Genomic DNA, 26,057 nt, shown 5'->3' on the forward strand with positions numbered 1-26,057 from the left:
AAGAACTTGAAATGAAATTTTTCTTATGCTATTATCTTTTTAAGTAATATATATGAAAGTCCTGATGTGTTCGTTGTACACCTAGTTTTGACCTAACATTTTTTATACGGGAGCTTGAAGTTTCCGGACAGAGTAAATGCCTCTCACTCGCATGAGGACTTACAAACCTCTGGAACAAAGCACCCACCTGCTGAGTGCGGGATCAAAACGAGGGAAATGGCGACGGCACAATCGGGACTGCTACATAGAAGATAAAACAGGGGCACCCCTTTCACCAACTGTGAAATGAGGTGTCCTTTTTTATACTATCAGAACGTATATAAATTTTATGGATGATAGTCTAAGAAAAACTAGGCTTTCTCCATTAGGGCGATAAGCCAAGTTTTTCTAATAATAAGGGCTTACTTTTTTAGTGATGTATGGTATATTCTTTTTCAGGTAAAAATACTGTCATTATGACATGATTAGAAATTTTAGGTTATCAATTGGAGTGAGTTAGTTGCTACATCAATTTTCGCGTAATGAATTGGCAATAGGTAAAGAAGGGTTAACTATTTTAAAAAACAGCACTGTCGCTGTGTTGGGAATTGGAGGAGTAGGCTCCTTCTCAGCAGAAGCATTAGCAAGATCAGGTGTCGGCCGCTTAGTACTGGTAGATAAAGATGATGTAGATATTACAAATGTAAATCGTCAAATTCATGCACTGGTATCAACAGTAGGTCAGCCGAAAGTAGACTTGATGGCTGATCGTATTAAAGACATCAACCCTGATTGTGAAGTCATTTCTTTAAAAATGTTCTACACTGAAGAAACGTATGAACAATTCTTTGCACATAATCTTGATTATGTTGTGGATGCATCTGATACAATTTCCTATAAAATTCATTTAATGAAAGAATGTATAAAAAGAAACATTCCGATTATCTCCAGTATGGGTGCAGCGAATAAAATGGACCCAACGAGATTTCAGGTCGCGGATATTTCCAAAACACATACAGATCCGATTGCAAAGGTCATTCGGACTCGCTTACGTAAAGAAGGAATTCATAAAGGCATAAAAGTCGTATTTTCAGATGAAAGCCCGATTGTGATTCGTGAAGAAGTACGGAAAGAAGTTGGAAATGATGCGGCGCCAATAAGAAAAGCAAAAATGCCGCCTTCATCAAATGCATTTGTTCCATCTGTTGCAGGGTTAATTATGGGTGGATATGTCATTACAGAGCTACTGAAGGATATTAAGATTACTCGTGTGAAGGATGAAAAGTAAAGTAGTTTCTTTATTGGGAGAGGAAAAGCATTAATGATAGAGTTGCTTTTCCTCCTCTATTAATTGGACCTCATTAATAAGGCGAAATAAAGTCTTATATTTATGATCTATCTTTTGTTTTTGATTAGTAAGTTGCACATACTTGTTCATAAGGGTTTGTTTTTTCTCATACAGCTTTTTATTCTCTTCAGTTAATCGTATATTTTCATTAAGAATGTGAATGTGGTTCTCTTTGCATCGAACTTGAGATAAATAATGAATGCATTCGTCTATTGTTAGTTGTATAATTTCACCGTGTTGTAAAACCTGTTGATTAGTTTGGGTTTCCTTTTTGTTAAGAGAAATTTCTTTTCTTCTCATTTTGGCTTGTTCAAACTCTTTTGTGTAATTTTTGCGTAGTTTCGCATTCCACCTGTATCCACACGCTGCTGCTGTACGATTCAATCGATTTCCAATATCTTTAAAAGCAGCCGACTGAGTACGGCCGTTTTGAACATATGATAGAACTGTTTCTGCTAGAAGTTGATCATTTTCTAAAGTCCACGCATCATGTCTAGTTTTCACGACAACCTCCCTGGATTCCCCTTTATCACCTTACAAACAAGTCAGTCATTTTTATCCTTTCCGAATTAATTATGTTTATTCCTGATGTCTTCCAAGCTCCTTCAATTACAATGTTTCGTTACGCGGTTTATAATGTAAGTTAGAAATGAACAGGAGGTATTAATGTGAACGGAGAACCACTTGCTTTCCGAATGAGGCCTTCAACAATAGATGAGATTGTTGGGCAAAAAGAGGTGATAGGGGAAGAAACAAGCCTTTATAAGATGATAAAAAATGGGTATGTCCCTTCTATGCTTCTGTACGGTGAGCCGGGTATTGGAAAGACATCAATCGCTTTTGCCATAGCAGGCACGACAAATATCCCCTTTATTGCACTGAATGCAACAACTGCCGGAAAGAAAGATGTAGAAGCAGTCGTTGATGAAACGAGAATTACAGGAAAAGTTATTTTGTTTTTAGATGAAATTCACCGTTTTAACAAAGCCCAGCAAGATTACTTGTTGCCACATGTTGAACGGGGAGACATCATCTTAATTGGAGCAACAACAGAGAACCCGTTTCATGATGTTAATCCGGCAATTAGAAGTCGATGTGGACAGATAAAACAGTTAACAAGACTAACTGTTGAAGATATCGAGGTCCTTCTTCAACGTGCCCTGCAGGATGACAGAAAAGGACTGGGTATGGTTAAGATTGATATATCAGAGGAACAAGTGAAAATGATTGCTTTTGGGTCCAATGGAGACGCTCGAAAATCCTTAACTTTATTGGAATCAATTGTTTATTCGTCATCAAAGGTAAATGATACATTTATTGTGGATGATAAAATAGTAAATGATATGGTAGAAAATGTTGGAGTATATGGCGATAAGAAAGGAACCCATTTTTATAATCTTCTTTCAAGTTTACAAAAGAGTATTAGAGGCAGTGATGTAGATGCGGCACTATATTATCTCGCCCATTTATTAGAAACAGGTGACCTTGTTGCAGTCAATCGAAGGTTAGTTGTGATCGCATATGAAGATATCGGCTTAGCGAACACTGCTGTCGGTAATAATGTTTTAGCCGCTGTCACTGCAAGTGAGCGTTTAGGGCTCCCGGAAGCACGTATTCCGTTATCTGTGGCAGTTGTTGAAATGTGCCTTTCTTCAAAGTCTAATTCAGCTTATAAGGCTTTAGACTTGGCAATTCAAGATGTTCGATCTGGAAAAGTAGGGAACATTCCAATGCACCTTCGAGACGGTCATTACGCAGGTGCAAAAGTGTTAGGACATGTTGGATACAAATATCCCCATGACTATCCGATTGGAACATTTGGAGGGTGGGTTAATCAAGAATATTTACCCGATAATTTAATAGGAACAAAATATTATCAGCCATTGGATGCCGGTGATGAAAAAAGACTTGCTGCCATCTATGAAAAGTTAGAGCAATTTAGAAACCAGAAAAAGTAGTACGAGTATTTATGTTGTATGATTTGTCCATGCAGCATAGTTGGTTTAAGTGCTTAATACGATAAGTTTATGCTATAATGGCTAGTGTTCAAAAGTATATAGACTAGAAATACATTGGAAAAAGGGTTTCGTACTGAAAAGAGACGGTTCATCTCTATTGAAATACTTATTTTAAAAGTACTGAATCTTTTGTCAGATAGTAGATCATGCTGATGATAGAAAAAGATTTATAATATTAATACAGTTTATATATTTTTAAAGGTTACTTACCTATATTAATTCCTGGCGTAAGGGGGAAAACAATGAAAATATCTACAAAAGGCCGTTACGGACTAACAATTATGATCGAGCTCGCCAGAAAACATGGTGAAGGTCCTACTTCTTTAAAGAGTATTGCTCAGGCTCATGATTTGTCAGAACACTATTTAGAACAGTTAATTGCACCTTTGCGAAACGCACGCTTGGTGAAAAGTATTAGAGGAGCATATGGCGGTTATATTTTAGGTGATGAACCTGCAAATATCACATCAGGAGATATCATTCGGGTTTTAGAGGGACCTTTAAGTCCTGTTGAAGTGTTGGATGATGAAGAGCCTGCGAAAAGACAACTATGGATCAGAATTCGTGATGCGGTAAAGGATGTTTTAGACAATACGACATTAGAAGATCTTGCTAATTACAACGGAGATGGAGACCAGGAACCTTATATGTTCTACATCTAAAAAATAGAACAAATAAAATAGAAAGGAGGGTATTCAGAATGAGAAGAATTTATTTAGACCATGCAGCAACTTCGCCTCTTCACCCTGATGTTGCTGAAAAAATGATGAATAATATGATTGAAAACTTTGGAAATCCATCAAGTATTCATTCTTTTGGCCGAGAAGCACGTCGAACTCTTGATGAGTCAAGAAGAAGTTTAGCGAACACAATTGGAGCTAAACCTGGTGAGATTATATTTACTAGCGGCGGGACAGAAGCAGACAACTTAGCTATAATTGGAACAGTTTTGGCGAATAACCAAATTGGAAAACATATTATTACAACACAAGTTGAGCATCATGCTGTATTACATGCGTGTAAGTATTTGGAAAAACTAGGTTATGAGGTAACTTATTTACCTGTTGATGAAAAAGGACTTATATCATTATATGATGTTAAAAAACATGTAACAAATCAAACGGTACTTGTCTCTGTAATGTTTGGAAATAACGAAGTTGGTACCATTCAGCCAATTCGTGAGATCGGTGAATATTTAAAAGATTACCCTGCTTTTTTTCATACAGATGCTGTTCAAGCATACGGGATGGAATCTATTGATGTACAGGAGCTTGGAGTGGATTTATTAACGGTTTCTGCACATAAAATTAATGGACCGAAGGGTGTCGGTTTTTTATATGCTAAAGCCGGTATTAAGCTTCAGCCTGCTTTATATGGAGGAGAACAAGAACTAAAACGCAGAGCAGGTACCGAAAATGTAGCTGGAATTATAGGATTTAGCCATGCAGCAAAGCTATCAATCGAAGAGAGGGAGCAAAAAAAAGAGCAATATATTGGATTTAAAAAAGAAATGATGAGGATTTTTGAAGACAACAACATTTCATTTCATCTAAATGGCTCTTTAAATGGTCTTCCACATGTTCTCAATTTATATTTTCCTAAAACACATATAGAATCACTTTTAGTTAATTTAGATTTAGCAGGTATTGCAGCTTCAAGTGGATCCGCGTGTACAGCAGGATCTGTTGACCCTTCACATGTACTGGTGGCGATGTATGGAAAAGAATCAGATCGTATCTTGTCTTCCATACGTTTTAGTTTTGGACTTGGGACGAGCATGGATGATATTCAATATGCTGCACAAGAGATTGTAAAAGTGATTAAGCGAGTAACAGCTTAGAAAGACACGGAGGTGAAATGGGATGAATAAAGACCCAAAAGATATAAGAGTTGTAGTCGGCATGTCTGGTGGCGTTGATTCATCAGTTGCTGCTCTTCGTTTAAAAGAGCAAGGATATGATGTAATTGGTATTTTTATGAAAAACTGGGATGACACAGACGAAAATGGTGTATGTACAGCAACAGAAGATTATAATGATGTTATTGAAGTATGTAACCAAATTGGCATTCCATACTATGCAGTAAATTTTGAAAAGCAGTATTGGGATAAGGTTTTCACTTATTTTCTGGATGAATATAAAGCTGGGAGAACGCCAAACCCTGATGTAATGTGTAATAAAGAAATAAAATTCAAAGCATTCTTAGAGCATGCCATGTCTTTAGGTGCTGATTATTTAGCAACAGGACATTACGCACGTGTTGAATACCGCGACGGAGAATATAAAATGCTACGTGGTGTCGATGAAAACAAAGATCAAACTTATTTCTTAAATCAACTAGGTCAAGAGCAACTTTCAAAGGTAATGTTTCCACTTGGAGATATTGAAAAACCTTTAGTTCGGGAAATGGCTAAAAAAGCGAATCTTGCCACAGCAACTAAAAAGGATAGCACAGGAATCTGTTTTATTGGTGAAAGAAACTTTAAAGAGTTCCTAAGTGGGTTTCTACCGGCACAGCCTGGAGTCATGCAAACTCTTGATGGTGAAGTAAAAGGAAAACATGATGGATTAATGTACTATACGATCGGTCAAAGGCATGGATTGGGTATTGGTGGAAGCGGAGATCCTTGGTTTGCTGTTGGAAAAGATTTAGAAAAGAATATTCTCTATGTTGATCAAGGATTTCATAATGATTTATTGTATTCTGATTCCATCACGGCAACAAATGTAAGTTGGGTTTCAGATCAACCTGTAACTGAATTATCATGTACGGCAAAATTCCGTTATCGTCAGCAAGATAATGAGGTGACCGTTACGATGATAGATGATACAACTGCTAAAGTGACTTTCAAAGAACCTATTAGAGCGGTGACTCCTGGTCAAGCCGTAGTGTTTTATGATGGTGATGTTTGTTTAGGCGGCGGGACGATTGACCATGTATTTAAAAATAACGAAAAGCTTTGGTATGTAGGATAAATGATTTTATCGTTTGTTCTTCCATTAGGGACATTTTTTTTGATAAGATGAAAGGGGTTGGCACATAAAGAGTCAACCCCTTTTCTTCGTAAAAGAACGAGTAATGAAAATAAAGGCAGGTATTAAGATGGACACTAATCAACGTGGAATTGAAGCGATGCAAAAAGGAAATTTTGAAGAAGCAGCAACTATTTTTTCAGAAGCAATTGAAGCTAATCCAAATAATCCGATTAGCTATATAAATTTTGGTAATCTTTTATCAGCAGTCAATGAATTAGATAAAGCACTTAAATTTTATGAAAAGGCAATTGCAATAGATTCGAATGCAGCTACAGCATATTATGGGGCAGGTAATGTATATTTTAATCAGGAAAACTTTGATGAAGCTAAAAAAATGTATGAAAAGGCATTGCAAAATGGTCTTGATGAAGGTGACCTGCATTTTATGCTTGGGATGTCTCTCTTTAATCTCGGTCAAAACCGTTTAGCTCTTCCATATTTTCAGCGTTCAGTTGAATTAAATAAAGAGGATAGTGACGCGAGATTCCAATATGGATTATGCTTGGCACAGCTGGAACTTATTGATGATGCAGTAAAGCAATTTGAGGCTGTGATACATTTAGATGAGGATCATGCAGATGCATATTATAATCTTGGTGTTGCGTTTGCTTTTAAGGAAAATACAGATAAAGCGATTCACATGCTGGAAAAAGCGTTGGATATTCAACCGAACCATATGCTGGCAGGACATGCATTAAAAATTATGAATGGTCAATCTAATTAAAGATCTATATGTGAAAGGAGAGCCGTTTATGCAGGAGAGTGCCGATTTATTTAGTGAAAATGAACGTTATGTGAAAGGTCTTGTTAAAGTTGTAATCTTTCACAATGATCAAAATTTATATTCTGTTTTAAAAGTAAGAGTTCATGAAACAAGTGAAAACATTGAAGATAAAGAAATAACGGTTACAGGTTACTTTCCACTCCTGCATGAAGATGATCTTTATACGTTTTATGGCACACTAACAAATCATCCCAAATTCGGTCTGCAGTTTCAAACCGAGCATTTTCGTAAAGAAATACCTCAAACGAAAGAAGGAATTATTCAATATCTTTCAAGTGATCTTTTTAAGGGAATTGGGAAAAAAACAGCGGAGGCGATTGTTGAGAAATTGGGAGAATCTGCCATCTCCAAAATCCTGCAAAACCCTTCGATATTAGATGATATCCCCAAGGTAAATAAAGATAAAGCAAAACAATTAGTCGATGCTTTAGTTTCTCATCAGGGGCTTGAACAAATTATGATCGCATTAAATCAGTTTGGCTTTGGCCCTCAATTAGCCATGAAGATTTATCAAACATATAAAGATGAAACATTAACAATTGTTCAAAATAACCCTTATCAGCTTGTGCAGGATATTGAGGGGATTGGTTTTGTAAGGGCCGATGAGCTCGGTAAACAGCTGGGTATATCAGGAAAAGATTCTGAAAGAATAAAAGCAGCGTGTCATTACATTATTGAACAATTATGTGTACAAGATGGCCATGTTTACATAACACTTGAGCAGCTAATAGTAAAAGTGAAGGAATTGCTTGATCATACGAAGCAAGCCATTATTCATGAGACAGACATTGGGACGGAAATTATTGCATTAGGAGAAGAAGGCAAGCTGATTGTAGAAGAAGAACGGGTATATCTACCCTCTCTTTATTTTGCTGAGCAAGGATTAGTCAAGAACGTTAAAAAAGTTCTGGAGCAAACCGAATATGACGAATTGTTCCCTGAGTCTGAGTTTTTATTATCACTCGGTAAACTGGAAGAAAGAATGAAGGTTCAATATGCACCTTCTCAGAAGGATGCTATTCAAAAAGCGTTAATGTCACCAATGCTCTTATTGACTGGAGGACCTGGAACAGGAAAAACAACCGTTATTAAAGGGATTGTTGAACTGTATTCTGATTTGCATGGCTGTTCTCTTGAACCAAAAGACTATAAAAAAGAAGAACCATTTCCAATCTTGCTTGTTGCTCCAACAGGTCGAGCTGCTAAACGAATGAGTGAAGCGACAGGTATGCCTGCAGTTACGATTCACCGCTTGTTAAAATGGAATGGAGCAGACGGTTTTGAACATGATGAAGATAATCCTATATCAGGAAAACTGCTCATTGTTGATGAGGTTTCAATGGTTGACATATGGATTGCCAACCAATTATTCAAAGCGCTGCCCAAGGAAATACAAGTCATCATGGTGGGAGACGAAGATCAGCTTCCATCGGTAGGACCTGGACAAGTCCTGCGTGATTTATTGGCTTCTAAAATGATACCAACTGTTCAGTTAACAGATATCTATCGTCAAGCTGAAGGCTCATCCATTATTGAGCTCGCCCATGAAATGAAAAGAGGAAATTTACCGCAAAATATTGCCAAACCAACATCAGATCGTTCCTTTATTCGCTGTTCACAAGCACAAATGAAGGAAGTAATTGAAAGAATTATTCAAAGTGCAATAAATAAAGGCTTTACCGCAAAGGATATTCAAGTATTAGCACCTATGTACCGAGGCGCAGCAGGTATTGACCAATTGAATAAATTACTTCAAGAACTGTTTAATCCTAAAACTCCCGGAAAAAGAGAAATGAAATTTGGTGAGGTTGTCTATCGTAATGGAGACAAAGTTCTTCAACTGGTCAATCAACCAGATAGCAATGTATTTAATGGCGATATTGGAGAAATTGTTTCAATCTTTTATGCTAAAGAAAATACAGAAAAAGAGGATATGATTGTCATTTCCTTCGATGGAAATGAAGTTACCTACACCAAACAGGATTTCAACCAATTTACACATGCGTTTTGCTGCTCCATACATAAGTCTCAGGGAAGCGAATTTCCTATTGTTGTGTTACCCATTGTAAAAGGATATTACCGGATGCTAAGGCGGAATTTAATTTATACGGCAGTAACCAGAAGTAAACGATCGCTTGTGATATGTGGTGAGTTAGAAGCTCTTCAATGGGGTGTGTCAAATAATGACAGTTCAGACCGCCAGACAAGTTTAAGGCAGAAATTAGGCGGTATGCATTCTGATTTGGAAATGGATGAACTTCAAAAGGAATTGCCATTTCCCGTTAGTGATGCAAATATTGGCATGGAAAACCTTTCACCGTATGACTTCATGGAACCAAGTGAAACATAAGAATGTTCGGAAAGGTGGAGATGACTTTGCGGACATTCTCAAAACTCAAAGGGCTACCTGTATACTGTTGCCATAATGCAACGATTCTAGGACATATAACGAATTTATGCTTATCTTCAAAAGGCTTTATTTTCGGGCTGATGATGGAAGGAAAGGGTTTTTTTCATCGTGATAAATTTATTCCAATTCATTCAATATATTCGATTGGAGAAAATGGAGTCATGGTTGAACAAATTGAAACCCTTTTATCCATCCAGGACATGAAGAAACAATATACGTACAACACCTACCATGACCTCGAGAATAAAGCAGTTTTAACAAAAGAGGGAAACAAATTAGGGTTGTTAGAAGACGTATATTTTTCTGAAAAATTGGGCACAATTGAGGCATACGAATTGACGGACGGATTTTTTGCAGACATCGCTGAAGGAAAAAAAGTGGTTAAAGCATCCGGAGAACCATTTTCGATAAGCAAAGATGCGATCGTCATTGATTTAATGTGAATGAGGTGTGCCTAATTGTTTTCATGTCCAAATTGTAGAAGTAAAGATCTTGGAAAGATAGGTGTAAATCAATATTATTGCTGGGGTTGCTTTATTGAGCTTTCAGTATCAAAAGGAAAAATATTAACCCATCAAGTGGAAGAAGATGGAACGTTAAGTTCACTTGATGATTTATTTTCAGAAGATGAACGATCAATAAGCATGTAAAGGGGAGATCATCTTGAACCGTACTTTAACATCATTAGTATCTCTGGGTCTTGGTGCAGTTGCTTATCATTATGCACGAAATACAAACATGACGAATAATCGTTCGATGAAGAAAATGAGAAAAAGAGTAATGAAAATGTTTTAGTAAAGAAGGAGCTGATCTGTTCAGCTCCTTTTTAGATTTTACTATCAGAAAGAAAAAGAATTTTATTGAGGATATTTTGCCATAAAGACTTGGTGATAAGCCAAGTTTTTCTCATTTTATTCCTTATATATTGGCAATAGATGTATAAAAATGATAAGACCTCCAAACAACTATATAGTAAGGAGGAGTTAAATGAGAGAAAAGCATATTAAGTGGCTGCTGCAAATAACGATAATATTATTAGCCTTATTATCCGTGTATGTATTTTTAAAACTTTACTCCGTATGGGCTCCTTTTTTAGTCATGTTTAAAGCGGTCATTATTCCATTTTTAATCAGTGCGTTTATAACATATTTACTTCATCCTGTAGTTGAAAAGCTTCACCGTAAGGGCTTGCCCAGGTCAATCTCCATTCTTATTATATATTTCCTGTTTTTTGGGTTAATAGGTTACGGCTTTTATAAGGGAATTCCTGTCTTAATAAGTCAGCTTAGAGATTTATCTGAAAACTTTCCACAGTTTACCATGATTTATAATCAATGGATGGATTCCATACATGATCACACAGATACATGGCCGGTAGGAATTCACGACCGGGTTGATCAAATGTTTAGTAAAACTGAAGAATGGCTTGCTGTTACAATTGAAAAAGCTATTAATAGCTTAAAAGGTATATTTGATTATATGTTATTACTTGCGATAATACCGTTTCTTGTCTTTTATATGTTAAAAGATTATGAGCAAATCAAAAAAGCTGCATGGTATTTAACCCCTCGAAAATGGAGAAGTGATTCCATTCAGTTTTTGAAAGACATTGATCATTCTCTTGGAAATTATATTCGTGGTCAACTGTTTGTTTGTCTTATCATTGGATCATTAGCTTTTTTAGCTCTGTGGTTTTTCCATGTTAAATATCCTTTAATTCTTGGTCTTTTAATTGGAACTACAAATATTATTCCTTATTTCGGACCAGTCATCGGTGCTGTACCTGCATTAATTATTGCAGCAACGATGTCGACAAAAACAGTCATCATCGTAATTGTTCTTATTGCAAGCCTGCAATTTATAGAAGGAAATATATTGGGGCCATTAATTGTAGGGAAGAGCCTACATATGCACCCTATTGTTATTATGCTTGCATTACTGGCAGGAGGGGAAATTGGAGGAGTAATTGGGTTAATGTTAGCGGTACCTGTTATCGTAATTTTAAAGGTTATGATTGTTCATCTTGCTCTTTTAAGAAGACAACATTGACATTTAGAAAACGCTTGTCTATAATTCTAGGGTAGAATAAGGAAAAACGATGATGGAATGAAGTATGCTGATACCGCTTTTAAGAGAGGAATTTTCATGGCTGAGAAAAATTCTAAAGTCAGGACAGCAGAAAGCTAATCCTAAGTGCAGAAAAACCTGCCGTATTGAACCACGTTACGGTTTTAATAAAGGTGACGGGTGTATACCCGTAATCAGGGTGGTACCGCGAGTTAACTCTCGTCCCTGTGTTAAGAGAATTCTTTTCACAGTGATGAGGGTTTTTTGTTTACAATTTATTATAAAAGATATGGAGGATACATATGAGAAATTTACAATCTGCAGAAGTTCGTCAAATGTTTTTGGATTTCTTTAAAGAAAAAGGTCATGATGTTGAACCGAGTGCTTCACTCGTTCCTCATGAAGATCCAACATTACTTTGGATTAATAGCGGTGTCGCAACTTTAAAAAAATACTTTGATGGACGTGTCATTCCAGCAAATCCAAGAATCTGCAATGCACAAAAGTCCATCAGAACAAATGATATTGAAAATGTTGGTAAAACAGCAAGACATCATACATTCTTTGAAATGTTAGGAAACTTTTCTATCGGTGATTATTTTAAAGTTGAAGCAATCGAATGGGCGTGGGAATTTCTTACAGATGCAAAATGGATTGGATTCGATCCTGAGAAACTTTCTGTTACGATCCACCCTGAAGATCATGAGGCATTTGATATTTGGAAAGATAAAATTGGCATTCCAGAAGAACGCATTATCCGTTTAGAAGGGAACTTCTGGGACATTGGGGAAGGACCAAGTGGACCAAATACAGAAATTTTCTATGATCGTGGCGAAGAGTATGGGAATGATCCAAGCGATCCTGAATTATATCCTGGTGGAGAAAATGACCGATATTTAGAAGTATGGAACCTTGTGTTTTCCCAATTTAATCATAATCCTGATGGAACATATACGCCGCTTCCAAAGAAAAATATTGATACCGGAATGGGATTGGAACGAATGGTATCTGTCATTCAAAATGTCCCAACAAACTTTGATACGGATCTTTTTATCCCGATTATTAGAGCAACTGAGCAAATCTCTGACGAACAGTACCGTAAGGATCAAGAAAAAGATGTTGCTTTTAAAGTAATTGCTGACCACGTTCGTACAGTAAGCTTTGCTATTAGTGATGGCGCACTTCCATCAAATGAAGGTCGTGGATATGTACTGCGACGTTTATTAAGAAGAGCTGTTCGGTATGCTAAACAAATTAACATCAACCGTCCATTCATGTTTGAACTAGTTCCTGTTGTTGCTGAAGTTATGGTTGATTTTTATCCCGAGGTTAAGGCAAAGACAGACTTCATTCAAAAAGTGATAAAAAATGAAGAAGAACGCTTCCATGAGACATTAAATGAAGGCTTAACAATTCTAAGCGAAGTGATCAAAACTCAAAAAGGAAATGGCAATGATGTAATTCCTGGTGAGGATGTTTTTCGTTTATATGATACATACGGATTCCCGGTTGAATTAACTGAAGAGTATGCAGAAGAAGAAGGCATGAAAATTGACCATGAAGGCTTCGAAAAAGAAATGGAAGCACAACGTGATCGTGCACGTGCTGCAATGCAGAAGGTTGATTCAATGCAAGTCCAAGGTGGAATGTTAGGCGAGATTAAGCTTGAAAGCAAATTTGTAGGATATGACCAATTTGTTGTAGAGAATGTTACTGCGATTGTTATTGTGAAAAATGGAGATGTCATTCAAGAAGCTCATGAAGGGGAAGAAGTACAATTAATTCTAGATCAGACTCCTTTCTACGCTGAAAGTGGTGGACAAATTGCGGATATTGGTACTCTTTCGAGTGAAAAAGCTGTACTAAAGGTAAAAGATGTTCAAAAAGCTCCAAACGGTCAAAACCTGCATAATGTATTTATAGAAAGTGGCACAATTCAAACAGGTGACCAACTAACTGCAAGGGTTTCAGAAGAAAACCGAAGTGGTATTGTTAAAAACCACACGGCGACACATTTGTTACATCAAGCCTTAAAAGATGTGTTAGGAACACATGTAAATCAGGCAGGATCATTAGTAACGTCAGATCGCTTAAGGTTTGATTTTTCTCATTTCGGTCAAGTTACACAAGAAGAGTTAGTTCAAATCGAACAAATTGTAAATGAACAAATTTGGAAAAGCATTGACGTTCAAATTGATTATAAGTCGTTGGCAGAAGCAAAAGAGATGGGTGCAATGGCTCTGTTCGGAGAAAAGTATGGGAATATCGTTCGTGTTGTCCAAGTTGGTAACTACAGCTTAGAACTTTGTGGCGGTTGTCACGTACAAAATACTTCTTCTATTGGTATTTTTAAAATTATCACAGAAACAGGAATTGGAGCAGGTACAAGACGAATTGAGGCTGTTACAGGCAAAGCGGCATATGAGTTAACAAATGAACAATATGGTAGACTTCAAGAAGCTGCAGAACTATTAAAATCCAACCCTAGAGATATCCTGTCAAGAATAACCGGCCTTTTACAGGATTACCGTGCCCTACAGCGTGAAAATGAGTCTTTGACTACAAAGCTTGGAAATTTAGAAGCAGGTAATATCGTTGATCAAGCTGTCACAATAAATGGTGTAACTGTATTGGCTTCAAAAGTGAATGCAAAAGATATGAATAGTCTTCGAGGTATGATGGATGACTTGAAAAATAAATTGCAATCAGCTATTGTTGTTCTCGGAGCTAGTGAAGATGGAAAAGTGAATCTTGTTGCAGGTGTGACAAAAGATCTAGTCGATAAAGGTTATCATGCTGGAAAGTTAATAAAAGAAGTAGCAGAACGCTGTGGTGGAAAAGGTGGCGGTCGTCCTGAAATGGCTCAAGCAGGTGCGAAACAACCTGAAAAGTTGACAGAAGCACTTAAATATGTCGAAGAATGGGTTGAATCCGTTTTATAATTAGGAAAAGTAGTGTAAAATGTAGGTAAGATAGGACAAGCAGATTCCCATTATGAATCTGAGAAAGAGGTGCGAACGGTGAGTTCATTTGATAAAACAATGAAATTCAACTTTTCTGATGAAACGGTCGAAACGAATGTAAACGAAGTTCTTTATACTGTATACGATGCGTTACAGGAAAAAGGGTATAATCCTATAAACCAAATTGTAGGATATTTACTTTCTGGTGATCCTGCCTACATTCCACGACATCGTGATGCCCGGAATTTAATTCGCAAGCTTGAGAGAGATGAATTAATTGAGGAGCTAGTTAAGTCTTACTTACAAAAAAACCGAGAGGCATAATATGCGAATACTAGGATTAGATTTAGGCTCCAAAACACTTGGAGTCGCAGTGAGTGATGAACTGGGCTGGACTGCTCAGGGAATTGAAACGATTAAAATTAATGAGGAAAGCCGAGACTATCAATTAGGAAGGCTTTCTGATATTATCGAACAGCACAGTGTAGAGAAAATTGTACTCGGTATGCCCAAAAATATGAATGGAACCATAGGCCCAAGAGCTGAAGCAAGTCAAAGGTTTTCTGAAATATTGACAAAAAAGTTTAATCTTCCTGTAATTTTATGGGACGAACGCTTAACCACAATGGCAGCCGAGAAAATGCTGATTTCTGCTGATGTTAGCCGAAAAAAAAGAAAGCAAGTCATTGATAAGATGGCAGCAGTGATGATCTTGCAGGGCTATTTAGATAGTCTAAACTAGAAATCCAAAACAAATTTTGAGGTGAAAACATGGATCACGGAGAAAAACAAATTACAGTTATCGATGAAAATGGAAATGAACAACTATGTGAAGTATTGTTCACTTTTGAATCTGAAGAATTCAAAAAATCATATGTACTTTATTACCCGGTTGGAGCAGATGAAGATGATAATGAAGAAATTGAAATTCATGCTTCAAGCTTTAATCCACACGCAAATGGTGAAGATGGAGAATTAGAGCCGGTTGAAACAGATGAAGAGTGGGATTTAATTGAAGAAATGTTAAACACATTTCTTGACGAAGAGGAAGAATAAGAACGAAAAGGTGCAAGGGAGACCATCTCCTTTGCACCTTTTTTCCTTTCCGTCTCAAAGTAAGTGTGATTGCCATAAATCATGTAATTTATTGCCGAATCGTCCAGAACATTGTAGTATAATAATGGGGTGAAAGGGGGATATACATGTCTGAAGATCCGAAAAAGGATACATTCCGTAAAAACCTAATGCAAAAACAAAGTGAGGCAAAGGTAGTTAGAAGAATTGTATTAACCGTTTTTATTATTCTGATTATTGCTTTTTCAGGAATAATCGGAGGCGGTTATCTATATATAAAATCTTCTCTAGAACCAGTAGATCCTAATGATCAGACAGCAATAGATGTCACAATACCAATTGGTTCATCTGTATCAACTATCTCAAGAATTCTGGAAGAGCATGACATTATTAAGGATGACCGGGTATTTAAGTATTATATTAAGTTTAAAAATGAGTCAGGCTTCCAAGCTGGAAATTATAAATTAAACAAATCTATGACTTTTAAGGATATTATTACAAGTCTTAAAGAAGGAAAATTGCTAAGTGAAGCAGCCTTTCAGATTACAATCCCAGAAGGTAGACAATTAACCGAGATTGCGTCAATTATTGCAAATCATACTGATTTTGAGGAAACAGAGATTCTTGCAACACTGACAGATAAAGAATTCATTAACTCGATGAAAGCAAAATACCCTGATCTTTTAACAGATGATATTTATGGAGAAAATGTGAAATATGCTCTCGAGGGCTATTTGTTTCCGGCTACTTATCCATATTACAAAGAAAAACCAACCATTGAAGAAGTGATAGAACCAATGGTGAAAAAAACCAGTGAGGTTGTAGCAAAGTACATTCCAAAACTTCAGGAACAAAAAATGAGTGTCCATGAATTTGTTACAATGGCTTCACTTATTGAGGAAGAAGCGACAGAAAAAGCAGATCGTGAAAAGATCTCAAGTGTGTTTTATAACCGAATCGACGTAAACATGCCTTTACAAACAGATCCAACCGTTTTATATGCGTTGGGGGAACATAAAGATCGAGTATTATATGAAGATCTTGAAGTGAATTCTCCGTATAATACGTATCAAAATAAGGGACTTCCACCAGGGCCGATTGCTAATGCAGGTGAAGTTTCATTTGTGGCAGCTCTAACTCCTGAAGATACCGATTTCCTATATTTCCTTGCAACAGGTGAGGGAGAAGTTATCTTTACAAAAACACTCGAAGAACATAATAAAGCTAAAAGTAAATATATTACAAACAACTAAATGTCGTTTTTAGAGGTAAAGAAAGGGAACGCCTTTATTCTGTTCGCATTCCCTTTCTTGTTGTGGTAAAATATATCGAGTTGTTAGTTGGACGACGATTTTATATGTTATTTAACAAGAGTTCTCTATGTATGAGGCTCTTCTTTTTAGTGTTTACCATTTGTGATGAATATAAGCAAAAGAAATTTAAGGTTTATGATTGCAATACATGAACAGGAGGGCAATCATGTTAGATCAAGATGTTATAACGTATGTAGAAAATTTAATACCGGAATCATCACCCTACGTTAAGCAAATGGAAGAGTTTGCGAAACTACATGAAGTGCCAATAATGGAGAAGGTTGGTATTGAGGTTTTACTTTTACTTTTATCCATGCAGCAACCAAAGAGAATTTTTGAAATTGGAACTGCGATTGGCTATTCAGCCATTAGGATGGCGACACATTTGCCCCAAACCCAAATTGTTACGGTTGAGCTCGATGAGGAACGGTATCACCAAGCCAACAAACATATCCATGAATTAGGTTTAGCAAACCGAATTAAAACCTTTTTAGGCGATGCTCTTTCTATTTCAGAAGATGTTAAACAATACGGACCATTTGACGCATTATTTATAGATGCTACAAAAGCAAAATACAAAAAGTTTTTTGCATTATATGAACCAATGTTAGCTGAAGATGGCATTATCTATTCAGATAACGTGCTATTTAAAGGAACTGTTGCTCGAGATCGTTCAGAACTTAAAACGAGAAGGCAGCGTACTCTCGTTCGAAAGCTGGATGAGTATAATCAAATGCTTACAACTTTAGAAGGATATAATACAACGATTATACCTGTTGGCGATGGAATTGCAGTAACAAAGAAAATGAAATAAAGAGGTGTGAAAAAATGCAAAAACCAGAATTATTAGTTACACCTAAATCAGTAAACGATGTTCTTCCATTGATTGAAGCTGGTGCAGATGCGTTTATGATTGGTGAACAAAGATTTGGGCTACGCCTTGCAGGTGAATTCTCAAGAGACCAAGTGAAACAAGCAATAGAAATTGCTCATCACCATAATAAAAAAGTATATGTTGCCATGAATGCAATTTTCCATAACGAAGCAATCGAAGATATAGAAAACTATTTAACCTTTTTAACAGAGGTAAATCCTGATGCAGTTGTATTTGGTGATCCGGCTGTTTTAATGGCAGCAAAAGAAGTGGCACCGGACTTAAACCTTCATTGGAACACTGAAACAACAGCAACAAACTGGTATACTTGCAATTATTGGGGCAGAAAAGGTGCAAAGCGTGCGATACTTGCACGCGAATTAAGTATGGATTCGATTATTGAAACAAAAGAGCATGCAGATGTTGAAATTGAGGTGCAGGTACACGGGATGACATGCATGTTCCAATCCAAGCGCACACTTTTAGGTAATTATTTTGAGTATCAAGGTAAGGCATTAAAAGTGGAAAACCGTACAGATACCAAGGAAATGATGTTTTTATTTGATCCTGAAAGGGATAACAAATATCCAATCTTTGAAGATGTGAATGGAACACATATTATGAGCCCAAATGATATGTGTATCATTGATGAGCTTGGAGACATGATCGACGCAGAAATTGACTCTTTCAAGATTGATGGTGTATTACAAACGTCAGACTATATTATAGAAGTCACAAAAAAGTACAGAAAAGCAATAGATCTTTATGTTGAGGACAAAACGAAATACGAAGAAGCAAAAGATGTCCTTTTAGAAGAAATTGAAAACATACAAGCGAAGAACCGCTCATTAGATACAGGCTTTTTCTTTAAAGAAACAGTTTATTAATTTGAATAGTTATAGTGCACAAAGGGAGTGAAAAAAGTGACGACAGTTATAGATAAAATATCTACAATCATCGATGGAAATCGTGTAATAACGAAGAAGCCCGAGTTATTAGCTCCAGCAGGTAATTTAGAAAAGTTAAAAATTGCCGTTCATTATGGTGCCGATGCTGTATTTATTGGAGGTCAGGAATATGGTCTTCGTTCAAATGCCGGTAATTTCTCTTTAGAGGAAATGGCAGAAGGTGTACAGTTTGCTAATAAATATGGAGCGAAAATCTATGTTACAACAAATATTTTTGCACATAATGAAAACATGGACGGACTTGATGAATATTTAATAGGATTACAGAATGCAGGTGTAACAGGAATTATTGTTGCTGACCCGCTAATCATTGAAACATGCCGCCGTGTGGCACCGAAACTTGAAGTTCATTTAAGTACACAGCAATCTCTTTCAAACTGGAAAGCTGTCCAATTTTGGAAGGAAGAAGGATTAGAGCGTGTCGTTTTAGCTCGTGAAACGAGTGCTGAGGAAATAAAGGAAATGAAAGAAAAGGTTGATATTGAGATTGAAGCCTTTATTCATGGTGCAATGTGTATTGCTTATTCCGGACGCTGTACATTAAGTAACCATATGACTGCACGTGACTCAAACCGTGGCGGTTGCTGTCAGTCATGTCGTTGGGACTATGACTTGTTTAAGCTTGAAAACAATCAAGAAGTAGCTTTATTCAATAAAGATGATGCATCGTTTGCCATGAGTCCGATGGATTTAAATTTAATTGAATCTATTCCTAAAATGATTGAACTTGGGATTGACAGTTTAAAGATTGAAGGAAGAATGAAATCAATCCACTATATCGCTACAGTTGTGAGTGTCTATCGTAAAGTCATTGACGCTTATTGTGCTGATCCTGAAAACTTTAAGATAAACCCTGAATGGTTAAAAGAACTTAATAAATGTGCTAACCGAGAAACCGCTTCTGCCTTCTTTGAAGGAGTTCCCGGCTATAAACAACAAATGTTTGGCGAGCATAGTAAGAAAACCGAGTATGATTTTGCGGGACTTGTATTAGATTATAACAAAGATACACAAATGGTTACCCTGCAGCAACGTAACCACTTTAAAATAGGTGAAACAGTCGAATTCTTTGGTCCGGAAATCGAGAACTTTACACAAACAGTTGAGAAGATTTGGGATGAAGATGGAAAAGAGCTAGATGCAGCTCGCCATCCACTACAAATTGTGACTTTTAAAGTAGATAAACCCGTCTTCGTAAACAACATGATGCGAAAGGGGTTCTAAACAAAATGGCGAAGAAGCCGGTTGTAATAGGGGTTGCTGGTGGTTCAGGCTCAGGAAAAACAAGCGTGACAAAGGCAATTTACGAGCATTTTAAAGGTCATTCAATCTTAATGCTGGAACAGGATTTTTATTATAAAGATCAAAGTCATCTGCCATTTGAGCAGAGATTAAACACAAATTATGATCATCCGCTTGCATTTGATAATGATTTATTAATTGAACATTTAAATGCATTAATGAATCATAATTCAATTGAAAAACCAGTTTATGATTATACATTGCATACTAGATCTGAAGATGTTATTATCGTGGAACCAAAAGATGTTATAATTCTTGAAGGTATCCTCATTTTAGAGGACGAGCGCTTACGTGAATTAATGGATATCAAACTATTTGTTGATACAGATGCTGATTTACGAATTATTCGTAGAATTCTTCGTGATATCAAAGAAAGAGGCCGTTCAATTGATTCGGTTATTGAGCAATACATTTCAGTTGTAAGGCCAATGCATAACCAATTTATCGAGCCGACAAAGAGATATGCTGATATCATTATCCCTGAAGGTGGGCAAAATCACGTTGCAATTGATTTAATGGTAACAAAAATTCAAACAATTCTTGAACTAAATGCAATTTTGTAATAACATAGCATAGATAAAGTCTACTGTGATCATATTATGTATAAGTAATAAAAATTATCTAGCTTTCTTTAAAAGTATCGTTTATATAAAATAGCGGGGGCACATTGTTGCCCTTACTTTTTACATACTGTGATAAACGATAAAGGGTTAAAAAGCTTAAAAATTTTTTACTTAATCATGTAAATGTTTAGTTAATACATAAGCAAAAGGATAAAGAATAGCATGAATGACTCAGTACGACCGGGAAGTCTACTAGAAGGAGTGGAATAAACATGGCACAAGAAAAAGTTTTTCCAATGACTAGAGAAGGTAAAGAAAAGCTCGAACAGGAGCTTGAATATTTGAAAACGGTTAAACGTAAAGAAGTTGTAGAGAGAATAAAAATCGCGCGTAGCTTCGGAGATCTATCTGAGAACTCTGAGTATGATTCAGCGAAAGAAGAACAAGCATTTGTTGAAGGGCGTATTACAACCTTAGAAAATATGATCCGTAATGCAAAAATAATTGAGGGTGAAGCTGATACCAGTTCAGTATCACTTGGGCGTACAGTTACTTTTACTGAGCTTCCAGATGGCGATGAAGAAACATACACAATTGTAGGAAGTGCAGAGGCAGATCCATTTGAAGGTAAAATCTCGAATGATTCTCCAATTGCTAAAAGCTTACTTGGTAAAAAAGTAGGCGATGAAGTGACAGTTCAAACACCTGGTGGAGAAATGCTTGTGAAAATTGTGAATATTAGTTAATAAAATGTTTATATAAGAAACACCTCGTCAAAAATGATGACGAGGTGTTTCTTTTTTATTTCTATTTTCAGGAATAATAAGGGAAAGATCGGACCTCAATGGAGGAAATGATGTTACAAAATAAGAGATTTATTTTCTTTGGTATTATGTATTTAGTCGTATTATCACTCTTTTTATATCGCTTAGCTGATATTCAATTAATAAATACAGAATCCTTTTCTAAAAAAGGTGTTAATCTTGTGCAGGAGAGTGTTAATCAAAGAACACAAGAAGTTATGATTGATGATGGGCGGGGGCGCTTTGTTGATAGAAATGGAGATCCGCTTCAAAAACAGGCAGAACCCTCATTGGTTCTTTTTCCTTTTTTAAAGGAGACGAAGTGGCCCTCTGAAGATCTTTCAAAAATTGTTGGAATTCCCGTTGATAAATTACAAGAATTAGTTAGTGATACGAAAGAGCCGATAGTGTTATCAAGTAAAGATGGTGTTTCATTAACAGCAGCAGAACTTGAAAAAATTAATGATCTTGAAATTCCTGGCGTCTTCGGTATTTATCAGCAAACAAAGTTAGACGAGACAATAGGAGAACATATCATTGGAATCGTTGGTGAAAATGCAGAGGCATTAAGAGTGAAGTACCCTGACCGTACAGATTTATCCTACAAAACAAAAATTGGTGTGACCGGGCTTGAAGAAGCATATGATGAATTTTTGTTACCAGATGCAGAAACAAAGCTGCTTTATCATGTAGATGGAGACGGCCATCCTTTATTTGGTATTAACGTCAAATATATTGCTGACTCAAATCCGTTTTATCCTGTAACTGTTGAAACAACAATTGATAAGGAAGTACAAACAATGGCTGAAGATGTGTTAGAACAACAAAATATCGAGAAAGGGGGACTTGTTTTACTTGATATAGAAAATAATGAAGTATTAGCTATGGCTAGTAAACCAAGTTTAAATCGATCTGATTCAAAAACACTATCAAATCAGATGCTTCAGCCTCTTTTTCCAGGATCTATTTTTAAAACTGTCATTTCTGCTGCAACAATCGAATATGGTTTAGATGATCCCACAAGACAGTTTAACTGCAGTTTAAACTTACATGGTGAAGCAGATGGGGGACAAGATGATGGACAACTTACCTTTGAAAGAAGCTTTGCGAAAAGCTGTAATTACACATTTACAACGTTAGCTAGAGAATTAATGGAGAAGGATCAACATGTTATTGAAGATACAGCAAGCAAAATGGGCATAATCAATCCGGTCGGATGGACTGGTGAAGTATTTCATTATGAAAACTTTAAGCAATTTCCTGATGAAAAAACAGGTAATATTTGGAGTGATGAAAAAGATAAAAATGTCCCTAGAGCGATTGATCAGACCGCTATTGGGCAAAAAGATGTAAAAGTTACTCCGCTTTCTATTGCAAATATGATGGCAACTATTGCAAGAGGCGGACAGAAACAACAAGTGAAAATCGTAAAAAATATATTATATAAAAATGGAACCAAAATGTATTCATTTACGTCCAATTCTTTAGAAGGAGAAACCATATCTCCTACGACAGCTGCAAAGCTTCAAAAGCTGCTCAGATTGGTTGTGACAGATTCTGAGGGGACAGGTAGAAGGTTTCAAACATCTCCTATGGAGGTATCAGGTAAATCAGGGACTGCTCAAACAGGTAAATCAAATGAAGATGATCAAACGTTGTATAATAAGTGGTTTGCAGGTTATTTTCCATCAGATCAGCCAAAATATGCATTAGTAGTTGTGGAGATGGATACAACCAGTGCTGAGGCTGGTACTAATGCCGCTTTTTATGATATTGTAAATGAAATGTCTAAAATTGACGAACGAAAAAACTAGTTTAGGAGTAGTAATCTTTTCAATTAGGATTTATGATACGACTAGATAGAAAATCTCCAAAATGCTAGAATGAAGACTGAAGGTAAAGGGATAAAAAGGAGTGTAGGGCATTGAGTAATAATCAATTTAGCACCTCTCGTTATGAAAAAAGAGATAAAAAAAGAAAAACGAATATTGTGTTAAACACATTAATAGGGATTGTGTTGGTTCTAATATTTGTGATAGGGTCACAACTCATCCTCGGGGCAAATCAATCTGAAAAGACAGCTAAATATAATGAGCAGCCTGATATAAAACTTGCAAGTGATGAAGAAAGTAACAAAGAACCTGCAGCTGAAACCGAAGAAAATGAGGAAGCGGAAGTAGAGGATCCTGAAGCTTCTGAAGAGCAAGCGGAAGAAGGTTCAGAGGAAACAGAGAACAATGATACCGCTGAGGAAGAAAGTGCAGAAGATCCTTTTGAGCAAGCAACGATTACAGAAGGAGAGCCTGGTTCAGGTGTTGCTGAAACAATTGAAAATCCTGCATGGGAGCCTGTAGGTACCTCACAATCTGAGCCTCATTCAGCAAATTATGATAAGAATTCACAGGATTGGAAAGAAATGACAAAAACGCTCAGTTATGCAACCGGAATTCCTGAAGCAGAAATGATTATTTGGCGCCTTGAAAACAATGGTAGTCCGAATGATGCTGTAGGTACGATCTCACCTAAAGATCAATCTGCAAAATATAAAGTTTTTATTACCTGGGTTGAAAATAAAGGCTGGATGCCAACGAAGATTGAAAAACAAAGCTAAATGAACTAGGAGCTTTTACGGTTAATACGTAGAAGCTCCTTTTTTTATTTCTTAGAAAACTATAAAATTCTTTGTGCTGTGGATAAGTCTCGGCATCCAGCCTCATCGCCTAGCCCCTCTATAGTCTAGCCAATTTAGATTTGAAGGCAAAGAACGCCTTCTAAATCTTCTTATTTGCCAAAGGCTGATCAAGGCGCTTGCGAATTGTTCTAAACTAGATTTTGGCCTTAAAGTGAACAACAGCACTATATATTCTTTTGCCGTCTTCAGTAACAAACATCTGATGGGAGACTGAATGCACGTGTAACAAAATAGCTTGGTTATGTACGATTTGATCATTTATCTTTTTTTCTAAGTCTTTAATAGATGTTGCTTCAAAAAATTCAACTTTATCCTTTAATAAGTCCAATTGAAAATCCATGTTCGACACCTCAATATACTTTTTCTTTATTAAATACTAACAAAACTTACATGTAAGTCAATTAACCACCTTGCGTTGAACAAATGAAATAGGTAAACTTCTATGTGGAGATAGAAAGACATAACTTGAATGTACAATGATACATAAGGAAGGATTGAGTGAGATGAAAATTGCCATTATTGGAGCAATGGAAGAGGAAGTAACAATTTTAAGAGATAAATTGGATAATCGTGAGCAAGAAATAATTGCCGGAAGTGAATTTACTACTGGTGTATATAATGGAGTTGACATCATTCTCCTTAAGTCTGGTATTGGAAAGGTTAATGCTGCTCTTAGTTCAACATTATTATTGGATCGATATAAGCCCGACTACGTAATTAACACCGGTTCTGCAGGTGGATTCCATTCTTCATTGAATGTTGGTGATGTTGTTATTAGCTCTGAAGTACGCCACAATGATGTGGATGTAACAGCATTTGGCTATGAATATGGACAAGTCCCGGGATTACCTGCAGCATTTACTCCAGATCAAAAACTTGTGGAAATTGCTGTGAAAAAAGCTGAAGAAATTACCGATATTCAAGTTGCTAAAGGATTAATCGTGACAGGTGATTCATTTTTAAATGATCCTGTTAAAGTAGATTTTATTCGAAGTAAGTTTAAAGACCTTTATGCAGGTGAAATGGAAGCAGCCGCAATTGCACAAGTTTGTCATCAATTTGAAGTACCATTTGTGATCATTAGAGCATTATCAGACATCGCTGGTAAAGAATCAAATGTTTCATTTGATCAATTTTTAGATCAAGCAGCTAAACATTCAGCTGACTTAGTTTTGAAAATTGTTGAAGCGATCTAAATTTCAAAATGACTTAAATCGTTGAGCAAGCTCTCATACATTTGAGTCATTTTTAAAAAATTATCCCACCATTGGGTTAATTTACTTGATTAATAGTCTGCTAGGCTGTGTTATTGTTTATATATAACACATTTAGTAGGTGATTGTATGAATAAAAAAGCATTACAAGCGCTGGTAACAGATTTTAAAAATTATGCTTTTGTTCTTTTAGCAGCAAGCGTATTTTTATATATTGGTGTCGTTTTGCCGGATCAAGGAAAGCATGCTATGTATGATATTATTTTAATGATTACGACCATACTATTTTTAATTGGAGCTTTTGTAAGTTTCAGAATGTCGTTAAAATATAAGAAACAATTAAATGAAGCAGAAAACAAATAAATATTGCAAAATTGCCAATTTCATTTATATGAGATTGGTTTTTTTTTTGATATAAGCTAATCCTAATTGTCTGAATATATAAATTTTTTATTATGTATTTACATAATTGGAAATCGTGGATATAATTACCATTGTAATAGTAAATAATAAAAGGAGGTCGAAGGAAATGAACATGAAAATGCGAACAAATTCACATAACAATAACTTAATCATTCTTATCGACCGAATTGGTGTATCTTAATTATTTACTTAATTGATTGCTATAAGATCAGCAAACACACGCCTCG

Annotated in this window: 27 protein-coding genes, 1 other RNA gene and 1 other annotated feature; of the genes, 26 read left to right on the forward strand and 2 right to left on the reverse strand. The window is 36.2% G+C overall.

The genetic code is table 11. The features are described 5' to 3' along the window. Nucleotides 1-55 precede the first annotated feature (55 nt). Nucleotides 56-242: non-coding RNA, 6S RNA (gene ssrS / locus LC095_RS00615), on the forward strand. A 257-nt stretch (nt 243-499) separates the two neighbouring features. Beyond that, a complete protein-coding gene (locus tag LC095_RS00620; protein WP_226526356.1) occupies nt 500-1,267 on the forward strand; it encodes a ThiF family adenylyltransferase in 768 nt (255 codons plus the stop codon). A 30-nt stretch (nt 1,268-1,297) separates the two neighbouring features. On the opposite strand, the gene LC095_RS00625 is transcribed toward LC095_RS00620, so the two are convergent. Next, nucleotides 1,298-1,831 (reverse strand): hypothetical protein, encoded by a 534-nt coding sequence (locus tag LC095_RS00625; RefSeq protein ID WP_226526357.1) that lies wholly within the window; start codon nt 1,829-1,831, stop codon nt 1,298-1,300. 164 nt (nt 1,832-1,995) lie between these two features. Here LC095_RS00625 and LC095_RS00630 point away from each other — a divergent pair, with 164 nt between their 5' ends. The 22 genes from LC095_RS00630 to LC095_RS00735 all read left to right on the forward strand — a co-directional run bounded on the left by LC095_RS00630 (nt 1,996) and on the right by LC095_RS00735 (nt 24,112). Beyond that, nucleotides 1,996-3,285: a replication-associated recombination protein A gene (locus LC095_RS00630; protein WP_226526358.1), complete on the forward strand. Its 1,290-nt coding sequence runs from the start codon at nt 1,996-1,998 to the stop codon at nt 3,283-3,285. Between the two features lie 302 nt (nt 3,286-3,587). Continuing rightward, nucleotides 3,588-4,007 (forward strand): cysteine metabolism transcriptional regulator CymR, encoded by a 420-nt coding sequence (gene cymR, locus LC095_RS00635; protein ID WP_026558646.1) that lies wholly within the window; start codon nt 3,588-3,590, stop codon nt 4,005-4,007. Nucleotides 4,008-4,045: 38 nt separating this feature from the next. Further along, nucleotides 4,046-5,185: a cysteine desulfurase family protein gene (locus LC095_RS00640; protein ID WP_226526359.1), complete on the forward strand. Its 1,140-nt coding sequence runs from the start codon at nt 4,046-4,048 to the stop codon at nt 5,183-5,185. A 22-nt stretch (nt 5,186-5,207) separates the two neighbouring features. Further along, nucleotides 5,208-6,320 (forward strand): tRNA 2-thiouridine(34) synthase MnmA, encoded by a 1,113-nt coding sequence (gene mnmA, locus LC095_RS00645; protein ID WP_226526360.1) that lies wholly within the window; start codon nt 5,208-5,210, stop codon nt 6,318-6,320. Nucleotides 6,321-6,447: 127 nt separating this feature from the next. Further along, the gene (locus tag LC095_RS00650) at nt 6,448-7,104 is read left to right on the forward strand and encodes a tetratricopeptide repeat protein (RefSeq protein WP_226526361.1); all 657 of its coding nucleotides are present in this window, start codon (nt 6,448-6,450) and stop codon (nt 7,102-7,104) included. Between the two features lie 28 nt (nt 7,105-7,132). Further along, complete coding sequence (locus tag LC095_RS00655; RefSeq protein ID WP_226526721.1) at nt 7,133-9,514, forward strand: ATP-dependent RecD-like DNA helicase; 2,382 nt, start codon at nt 7,133-7,135, stop codon at nt 9,512-9,514. Nucleotides 9,515-9,540: 26 nt separating this feature from the next. Further along, entirely contained in the window at nt 9,541-10,017 is a 477-nt protein-coding gene (locus tag LC095_RS00660; RefSeq protein WP_216775601.1) for a PRC-barrel domain-containing protein, read from the forward strand. Nucleotides 10,018-10,032: 15 nt separating this feature from the next. Next, on the forward strand, nt 10,033-10,224 hold the full coding sequence (locus LC095_RS00665; protein WP_026558652.1) for a hypothetical protein: 192 nt from the start codon (nt 10,033-10,035) through the stop codon (nt 10,222-10,224). A gap of 13 nt (nt 10,225-10,237) precedes the next feature. Then, nucleotides 10,238-10,369 (forward strand): YrzQ family protein, encoded by a 132-nt coding sequence (locus LC095_RS00670; RefSeq protein ID WP_078432422.1) that lies wholly within the window; start codon nt 10,238-10,240, stop codon nt 10,367-10,369. A gap of 192 nt (nt 10,370-10,561) precedes the next feature. Next, nucleotides 10,562-11,623 (forward strand): AI-2E family transporter, encoded by a 1,062-nt coding sequence (locus tag LC095_RS00675; protein WP_226526362.1) that lies wholly within the window; start codon nt 10,562-10,564, stop codon nt 11,621-11,623. A 40-nt stretch (nt 11,624-11,663) separates the two neighbouring features. After that, nucleotides 11,664-11,871 (forward strand) — a binding site (T-box leader). Between the two features lie 72 nt (nt 11,872-11,943). Continuing rightward, nucleotides 11,944-14,583, forward strand: coding sequence for an alanine--tRNA ligase (gene alaS, locus LC095_RS00680; RefSeq protein ID WP_226526363.1), 2,640 nt, complete (start codon nt 11,944-11,946; stop codon nt 14,581-14,583). Nucleotides 14,584-14,661: 78 nt separating this feature from the next. After that, nucleotides 14,662-14,928 carry an IreB family regulatory phosphoprotein gene (locus LC095_RS00685; protein WP_026558655.1) on the forward strand — a complete coding sequence of 89 codons (267 nt, stop codon included), beginning with the start codon at nt 14,662-14,664 and terminating at the stop codon, nt 14,926-14,928. A gap of 1 nt (nt 14,929) precedes the next feature. Further along, nucleotides 14,930-15,346 (forward strand): Holliday junction resolvase RuvX, encoded by a 417-nt coding sequence (ruvX, locus tag LC095_RS00690; protein WP_026558656.1) that lies wholly within the window; start codon nt 14,930-14,932, stop codon nt 15,344-15,346. 29 nt (nt 15,347-15,375) lie between these two features. After that, the gene (locus tag LC095_RS00695; RefSeq protein ID WP_026558657.1) at nt 15,376-15,660 is read left to right on the forward strand and encodes a DUF1292 domain-containing protein; all 285 of its coding nucleotides are present in this window, start codon (nt 15,376-15,378) and stop codon (nt 15,658-15,660) included. A 188-nt stretch (nt 15,661-15,848) separates the two neighbouring features. After that, nucleotides 15,849-16,931 carry an endolytic transglycosylase MltG gene (gene mltG, locus LC095_RS00700; protein ID WP_413467443.1) on the forward strand — a complete coding sequence of 361 codons (1,083 nt, stop codon included), beginning with the start codon at nt 15,849-15,851 and terminating at the stop codon, nt 16,929-16,931. Nucleotides 16,932-17,157: 226 nt separating this feature from the next. Then, a complete protein-coding gene (locus LC095_RS00705) occupies nt 17,158-17,805 on the forward strand; it encodes an O-methyltransferase (protein WP_226526365.1) in 648 nt (215 codons plus the stop codon). A 14-nt stretch (nt 17,806-17,819) separates the two neighbouring features. Continuing rightward, complete coding sequence (locus LC095_RS00710; RefSeq protein ID WP_226526366.1) at nt 17,820-18,752, forward strand: peptidase U32 family protein; 933 nt, start codon at nt 17,820-17,822, stop codon at nt 18,750-18,752. A gap of 36 nt (nt 18,753-18,788) precedes the next feature. After that, nucleotides 18,789-20,057: a peptidase U32 family protein gene (locus tag LC095_RS00715; RefSeq protein WP_226526367.1), complete on the forward strand. Its 1,269-nt coding sequence runs from the start codon at nt 18,789-18,791 to the stop codon at nt 20,055-20,057. A 5-nt stretch (nt 20,058-20,062) separates the two neighbouring features. Then, nucleotides 20,063-20,698 carry a uridine kinase gene (gene udk, locus LC095_RS00720; RefSeq protein ID WP_226526368.1) on the forward strand — a complete coding sequence of 212 codons (636 nt, stop codon included), beginning with the start codon at nt 20,063-20,065 and terminating at the stop codon, nt 20,696-20,698. Between the two features lie 272 nt (nt 20,699-20,970). Continuing rightward, the gene (greA, locus tag LC095_RS00725; protein ID WP_026558663.1) at nt 20,971-21,444 is read left to right on the forward strand and encodes a transcription elongation factor GreA; all 474 of its coding nucleotides are present in this window, start codon (nt 20,971-20,973) and stop codon (nt 21,442-21,444) included. A gap of 110 nt (nt 21,445-21,554) precedes the next feature. Further along, nucleotides 21,555-23,315: a peptidoglycan D,D-transpeptidase FtsI family protein gene (locus tag LC095_RS00730; RefSeq protein ID WP_226526369.1), complete on the forward strand. Its 1,761-nt coding sequence runs from the start codon at nt 21,555-21,557 to the stop codon at nt 23,313-23,315. 110 nt (nt 23,316-23,425) lie between these two features. Further along, nucleotides 23,426-24,112, forward strand: coding sequence for a YrrS family protein (locus LC095_RS00735; RefSeq protein WP_226526370.1), 687 nt, complete (start codon nt 23,426-23,428; stop codon nt 24,110-24,112). A 214-nt stretch (nt 24,113-24,326) separates the two neighbouring features. On the opposite strand, the gene LC095_RS00740 is transcribed toward LC095_RS00735, so the two are convergent. Continuing rightward, complete coding sequence (locus LC095_RS00740) at nt 24,327-24,533, reverse strand: YrzA family protein (protein ID WP_226526371.1); 207 nt, start codon at nt 24,531-24,533, stop codon at nt 24,327-24,329. A gap of 163 nt (nt 24,534-24,696) precedes the next feature. Here LC095_RS00740 and mtnN point away from each other — a divergent pair, with 163 nt between their 5' ends. Then, nucleotides 24,697-25,389 (forward strand): 5'-methylthioadenosine/S-adenosylhomocysteine nucleosidase, encoded by a 693-nt coding sequence (gene mtnN, locus LC095_RS00745; protein WP_226526722.1) that lies wholly within the window; start codon nt 24,697-24,699, stop codon nt 25,387-25,389. A 147-nt stretch (nt 25,390-25,536) separates the two neighbouring features. Continuing rightward, nucleotides 25,537-25,770 carry a YrhC family protein gene (locus LC095_RS00750; RefSeq protein ID WP_226526372.1) on the forward strand — a complete coding sequence of 78 codons (234 nt, stop codon included), beginning with the start codon at nt 25,537-25,539 and terminating at the stop codon, nt 25,768-25,770. Nucleotides 25,771-26,057: the final 287 nt, after the last annotated feature.

This window comes from Metabacillus niabensis (genome assembly GCF_020524345.1).
In the GTDB taxonomy this organism is placed as follows: domain Bacteria; phylum Bacillota; class Bacilli; order Bacillales; family Bacillaceae; genus Metabacillus; species Metabacillus niabensis_B.

Excerpts from the sequence above, each read along its gene's own strand:
- alaS (WP_226526363.1), top strand. The coding sequence starts at position 11,944 with ATGAGAAATTTACAATCTGCAGAAGTTCGTCAAATGTTTTTGGATTTC.
- ruvX (WP_026558656.1), top strand. The coding sequence starts at position 14,930 with ATGCGAATACTAGGATTAGATTTAGGCTCCAAAACACTTGGAGTCGCA.
- LC095_RS00710 (WP_226526366.1), top strand. The coding sequence starts at position 17,820 with ATGCAAAAACCAGAATTATTAGTTACACCTAAATCAGTAAACGATGTT.
- mnmA (WP_226526360.1), top strand. The coding sequence starts at position 5,208 with ATGAATAAAGACCCAAAAGATATAAGAGTTGTAGTCGGCATGTCTGGT.
- LC095_RS00740 (WP_226526371.1), bottom strand. The coding sequence starts at position 24,533 with ATGGATTTTCAATTGGACTTATTAAAGGATAAAGTTGAATTTTTTGAA.
- cymR (WP_026558646.1), top strand. The coding sequence starts at position 3,588 with ATGAAAATATCTACAAAAGGCCGTTACGGACTAACAATTATGATCGAG.
- LC095_RS00705 (WP_226526365.1), top strand. The coding sequence starts at position 17,158 with ATGTTAGATCAAGATGTTATAACGTATGTAGAAAATTTAATACCGGAA.
- udk (WP_226526368.1), top strand. The coding sequence starts at position 20,063 with ATGGCGAAGAAGCCGGTTGTAATAGGGGTTGCTGGTGGTTCAGGCTCA.
- LC095_RS00675 (WP_226526362.1), top strand. The coding sequence starts at position 10,562 with ATGAGAGAAAAGCATATTAAGTGGCTGCTGCAAATAACGATAATATTA.
- LC095_RS00695 (WP_026558657.1), top strand. The coding sequence starts at position 15,376 with ATGGATCACGGAGAAAAACAAATTACAGTTATCGATGAAAATGGAAAT.
- LC095_RS00750 (WP_226526372.1), top strand. The coding sequence starts at position 25,537 with ATGAATAAAAAAGCATTACAAGCGCTGGTAACAGATTTTAAAAATTAT.
- LC095_RS00650 (WP_226526361.1), top strand. The coding sequence starts at position 6,448 with ATGGACACTAATCAACGTGGAATTGAAGCGATGCAAAAAGGAAATTTT.
- greA (WP_026558663.1), top strand. The coding sequence starts at position 20,971 with ATGGCACAAGAAAAAGTTTTTCCAATGACTAGAGAAGGTAAAGAAAAG.
- LC095_RS00730 (WP_226526369.1), top strand. The coding sequence starts at position 21,555 with ATGTTACAAAATAAGAGATTTATTTTCTTTGGTATTATGTATTTAGTC.
- mltG (WP_413467443.1), top strand. The coding sequence starts at position 15,849 with ATGCAAAAACAAAGTGAGGCAAAGGTAGTTAGAAGAATTGTATTAACC.
- LC095_RS00640 (WP_226526359.1), top strand. The coding sequence starts at position 4,046 with ATGAGAAGAATTTATTTAGACCATGCAGCAACTTCGCCTCTTCACCCT.
- LC095_RS00655 (WP_226526721.1), top strand. The coding sequence starts at position 7,133 with ATGCAGGAGAGTGCCGATTTATTTAGTGAAAATGAACGTTATGTGAAA.
- mtnN (WP_226526722.1), top strand. The coding sequence starts at position 24,697 with ATGAAAATTGCCATTATTGGAGCAATGGAAGAGGAAGTAACAATTTTA.